We start from the raw sequence: 4,227 nt of genomic DNA, 5'->3' as shown, positions 1-4,227 counted from the left end.
CTTAACGCCAGTCCGGTGGAAACCCCTGCACACCCACCCCTCCTTCAACTTTCACCGGAATCTTCCTACACCGAAGACATTCTTCGACCTGCATGCGCGAACGGCCTGCAACTCCTTCGTACCGCGACGATTCCGTCAGACTCGCACCGAATCGCTACCGGCAACCATGCAGGCTGGGCGCCGGATTATCGAAAAGTCTCAAGGTGAACTTCAGACCCGTATGCCAGAAACGCCCCTCATGCGTGACAATGGTCCGGTGAACCACGCTGATCAGGATGCACCCGCCGTCCCCGAGGAGGGGCAGATGAAGGACTCGAAGGGGTCCCGTCTCCACCCGAGGGTGACAAGTTTCCGCTCGCGGAGGGGCGCTCTGACCGCTGCGCAGCAGGAGTCATGGGACCGGCAATGGCCGAAGATCGGCGCGGAGGTCTCCGACGATCGCCTGGATGCGACGTCGTGGTTCGGCCGTGACGCCCCACTGATCCTCGAGATCGGCTCGGGTACGGGCACCGCGACCGCGGCGATGGCGAAGGCCGAACCGCACGTGAACCTCATGGCCGTCGAGGTCTACCGGCCGGGGCTCGCGCAGTTGCTTCAGCAGATCGAGCGGGACGAGATCCCGAACATCCGGGTCTTGCGCGGCGACGCCATGGATGTCTTGGAAAACATGATCGAACCGGAATCGCTCACCGGAGTCCGTGTCTTCTTCCCGGACCCGTGGCCGAAGGCCCGGCATCACAAGCGGCGTCTGCTGCAGGGCCCAACCTTCGCCCTGATCGCGAGCCGACTGAAGGCCGGCGGTGTGTTGCATGTCGCAACAGACCATGCCGAGTACGCCGAGGCCATCGCCGAGGCGGGCAACGCGGAACCCTGCCTGACCTCCCTCGACTGGGAATCGCCGATGACGCACGAGCGTCCGGTGACGAAGTTCGAGGACAAGGCCCACCAGGTCGGCAGTGCGATCACCGAGTTGATTTGGGGGAAGATCAGGTCATGAGCGTCAGCGAGCAGTACTCCGACATAGCCGGCACGGCACCGGCAGGCACCGCGGTGTCGTCAGGATCACCCGTAGTGGGTGCACGTGACGGACGCCACCAGAAGCGGGTCCTTCTCGTCTGGGACGCACCCAACCTCGACATGGGCCTCGGCGCCATCCTCGGCGGCCGGCCCACGGCGGCCTACCGGCCACGATTCGACGCACTCGGCCGCTGGCTGCTCTCCCGGACTGCGGAACTGTCCGCGTCCGGCACCGACACACTCGAACCCGAGGCGACGGTCTTCACCAACATCGCGGCTGGCAGCGCCGATGTCGTGAGACCGTGGGTCGAAGCCTTGCGTAATGTGGGCTTCGCGGTGTTCGCCAAGCCGAAGATCGATGAGGACAGCGACGTCGATTCCGACATGCTGGACCACATCGCGCTTCGTCATGGTGAGGGGCTGGCCGGTGTCATGGTCGCCTCCGCCGACGGTCAAGCGTTCCGCGAGCCGTTGGAGGACATCGCCGCGACCGGCATTCCGGTCCAGATACTCGGGTTCCGCGAGCACGCCAGCTGGGCGGTTGCGTCCGACCTTCTGGACTTCGTCGATCTCGAGGACATCCCCGGCGTGTTCCGGGAGCCGCTCCCTCGGGTCAGCCTCGACACACTGCCCGACGAGGGTGCCTGGTTGCAGCCGTTCCGACCGCTTTCCGCCCTGCTCGTCGGGCGGAAGAGTGCTGCCGAGTAGGAGTTGATCAGTGTTCGCGAGCTGGGGAAGCGTCGTCTACCGGGCCCGATTCACCGTCATCGGCATCATGGTTGCCTTGTTGCTGGGTTCGGCCGCGTACGGCCTGGGCCTCGAGAAGCATCTCAGCCAGAGCGGCTGGGACGATCCGGGCTCGGAGTCGGTCGCCGCGGCCAAGCTGGCTGACGGCACCTTCGGTCGCGACACCAACAGCGACGTCGTGGCGCTCTATACGGCGCCCGAGGGCAAGACGATCGAAGACCCGGAGTTCCAGGCGAAGGTCGCCGAGAACCTCGAGCGCGTGGCCGCGGAACACCCCGACAAGATCCTCAAGATCAACGGCGGTTACTTCAAGGTCGGCAGCGCGCCGCAGCTGGCGTCCGCCGCGGACGCCGACAAGCAGCACGCGATCGAGAGCATCGCGATCGTCGGGAACAACGACACCGAGGTCACGGCCAATTTCCGCGACGTCAAGGACGAGTTCTACATCGACGGCGTCGACGTGCAACTCGCCGGACTCCAGCCCGTGTCGGGTGCGCTCAACGACACGATGGCCAAGGACATCAGACGAATGGAGATCCTGGCGATCCCGGCCGTCGGTATCCTGCTGTTCTTCGTGTTCGGTGGCGTCGTCGCGGCGGCGCTGCCGCTGATCATCGGCGGCCTGACCGTGGTCGGCGCCAACGGCGTCGTCCGACTGATCACCAACTTCACCGAGGTCAACTCGTTCGTCGCGCCCGTGGTCTCCCTCGTGGGTCTCGGCCTGGCCATCGACTACGGGTTGTTCATCGTCAGCCGGTTCCGAGAAGAGATGGCGGAGGGGTACGACACCCGCTCCGCCGTCCGCAGAACGGTGATGACCTCGGGCCGCACCGTGGTCTTCTCGGCGACGATGATCGTCGCCAGCCTCGGCGGTCTGCTGCTGTTCCCGCAGGGCTTCCTGAAATCCGTCGCCTACGGCGCCATCGCGACGGTCGGCCTGGCGGCGCTGACGTCGATCACGATCCTGCCCGCGATCCTCGGCATCCTCGGCAAGCGCATCGACGCCCTCAGCCTCGACCGTTTCCGTCAGACCAAGAACACCGAGGAGATCGAGGCGAGCATCTGGGGCCGGCTCACCCGCTGGGTGATGCGCAACCCGCTCAAGGTCACCATCCCCATCGTCGTCGGTCTGCTCCTGCTGATCGTGCCGCTGACGGGCATCAAATTCGGTGGCATCAACGAGACCTACCTCCCCCCGGACAGCTCGACCCGCGCCGCGCAGGAACAGTTCGACGAGATCTTCCCGAATCTGCGCACCGAACCGGTCAAGCTCGTCGTGTCCGACGCCGACAACAAGGCGCTCGGCCAGATCATCAAGGAAGCCAGCGGCGCGCCGGGGCTGATCGAGCGATTCACCCCGGAGGGCGCGGCCAAGGACGGTGTGGTCGTCCTCAAGGCAGGTCTCGTCGACCGCAACGAGTCGAAACCGACCATCGACTATCTGCGCGCCATGGACAGTCCGGACGGCGTGCAGGTGCTGGTGGGCGGCACCCCGGCAATCGAGCAGGACAGTATCGCCGCGCTGCTCGACCACCTCCCCACGATGGTGATCTCCGTCCTCGTGCTGACGACGCTGCTGATGTTCCTGACGTTCGGCTCGCTGGTGCTTCCGATCAAGGCGGCGTTGATGAGCGCGCTGGGCCTCGGGTCCACGCTCGGCATCCTGACGTGGATCTTCATCGACGGTCACGGTTCGGAGTGGTTGAACTTCACCCCCGGCCCGATCATGTCACCGGTGCTGGTGCTGATCATCGCGATCGTCTACGGCCTGTCCACCGACTACGAGGTGTTCCTGCTCTCTCGGATGGTCGAGGCACGCGCGCAGGGGGCGAGTACCACCGAGTCGATCCGCATCGGCACCGCACACACGGGCCGGATCATCACCGCGGCCGCACTCATCCTCATCGTCGTCACCGGTGCGTTCGGGTTCTCGGAACTCGTGATGATGAAATACATCTCCTACGGCATGATCGCCGCGCTCATCATCGACGCGACCCTCATCCGCATGTTCCTCGTGCCCGCCACGATGAAACTGCTCGGCGACGACTGCTGGTGGGCGCCGGCGTGGATGAAACGCATCCAGGAGAAGACCGGTCTCGGTGAGCCCATCCTCGACAGCGAATTGATGCCCGCCGACGTCCCGGAACTCACCCCGATCGGTGCCGTCCCGCAGCAGCGGAAGGTCTCGGCACCGCCGGCACCTCGGAAACCGGAACCGCTCACCGAACCGATCCCGCTGGTCACGGCGCGGGCACTGGCGGCGAAGATGTCGGAGGACGACGCGAAGACCCGCCGGGCGCAGAACGAGGCCCGGCGGTCGGCGACCGGCAGGCCCGCTCGTGCGCCGGAGGAAGTCGCGGACACGCCGCCGGAGGAACCGCAGACCACCGTGCTGCCGCAGCCCGCCCCGCCGCGTCCGGCCCCGACGCAGTCGCGTCCGACCCCGCCGGCCCGTCCCGCACC

The 4,227-nt window shown here is 66.1% G+C and carries 3 protein-coding genes; all 3 read left to right on the top strand.

Features of this window, described 5'->3' with window-relative positions; all coding sequences use genetic code 11:
- The first annotated feature begins 220 nt into the window (after nt 1-220).
- Nucleotides 221-997, top strand: a complete 777-nt coding sequence (gene trmB / locus RJ1_RS44475) for a tRNA (guanosine(46)-N7)-methyltransferase TrmB (RefSeq protein WP_174695092.1) — start codon at nt 221-223, stop codon at nt 995-997.
- Entirely contained in the window at nt 994-1,725 is a 732-nt protein-coding gene (locus RJ1_RS44470; RefSeq protein ID WP_061042469.1) for an NYN domain-containing protein, read from the top strand. The genes trmB and RJ1_RS44470 overlap by 4 nt, the downstream gene beginning before the upstream one ends.
- Nucleotides 1,726-1,735: 10 nt before the next feature.
- The coding region (locus RJ1_RS44465; RefSeq protein WP_073371067.1) for an MMPL family transporter at nt 1,736-4,227 on the top strand (2,492 nt) is incomplete at its 3' end.

Source organism: Rhodococcus jostii NBRC 16295 (genome assembly GCF_001894825.1).
Classification (GTDB): Bacteria; Actinomycetota; Actinomycetes; order Mycobacteriales; family Mycobacteriaceae; genus Rhodococcus_F; species Rhodococcus_F jostii.
The sequence above is the reverse complement of the archived record's forward strand: the minus strand, read 5'-3'. Positions and strand labels throughout refer to the sequence as shown.

Bases quoted from the DNA above. Each gene is read 5' to 3' on its own strand.
- trmB (WP_174695092.1), top strand. From the start codon at position 221: ATGCCAGAAACGCCCCTCATGCGTGACAATGGTCCGGTGAACCACGCT.
- RJ1_RS44470 (WP_061042469.1), top strand. From the start codon at position 994: ATGAGCGTCAGCGAGCAGTACTCCGACATAGCCGGCACGGCACCGGCA.